The 370-nt window shown below is 62.2% G+C and carries 1 protein-coding gene; it reads left to right on the top strand.

All coding sequences use genetic code 11. The annotated features are described in order from the left end of the window. Nucleotides 1-5: 5 nt before the first annotated feature. On the top strand, nucleotides 6-370 hold a 365-nt coding region (gene tmk / locus QP363_RS13835), incomplete at its 3' end, for a dTMP kinase (RefSeq protein WP_369181383.1).

The raw sequence follows: 370 nt of genomic DNA, 5'->3' as shown, positions 1-370 counted from the left end.
TGGATGTGCTGCTTACGCGCGAACCGGGCGGCACAGCCCTGGGTGAGAGCATACGCGCGCTAGTAATGCATGGGGGAGAAGTAGACGCTAAAACGGAGGCGCTGCTTTACGCGGCAGATCGCGCACACCACGTAGCAAGGGTAATAGCGCCTGCGCTCGCGGCGGGCAAGGTTGTGATCTGTGATCGGTTTTCGGATTCGTCGGTGGCGTATCAGGGCGCGGGGCGCGGCCTCGGCATGAAAGCAATCAGGGGGCTTAGTGATTGGGCAAGCGGCGGGGTAGCGCCTGATCTGACTTTCCTCCTTAACTTGGACACGGACGCGGGGGCGGGGCGCGTCTCACAGCGGGGCAAGAGAAGAGATCGTATCGA

The organism is Corynebacterium sp. UMB6689, assembly GCF_030215295.1.
GTDB classification, from domain to species: domain Bacteria; phylum Actinomycetota; class Actinomycetes; order Mycobacteriales; family Mycobacteriaceae; genus Corynebacterium; species Corynebacterium aurimucosum.
Note: the sequence above shows the minus strand (reverse complement) of the source record. Positions and strands in the feature narration are given on the sequence as shown.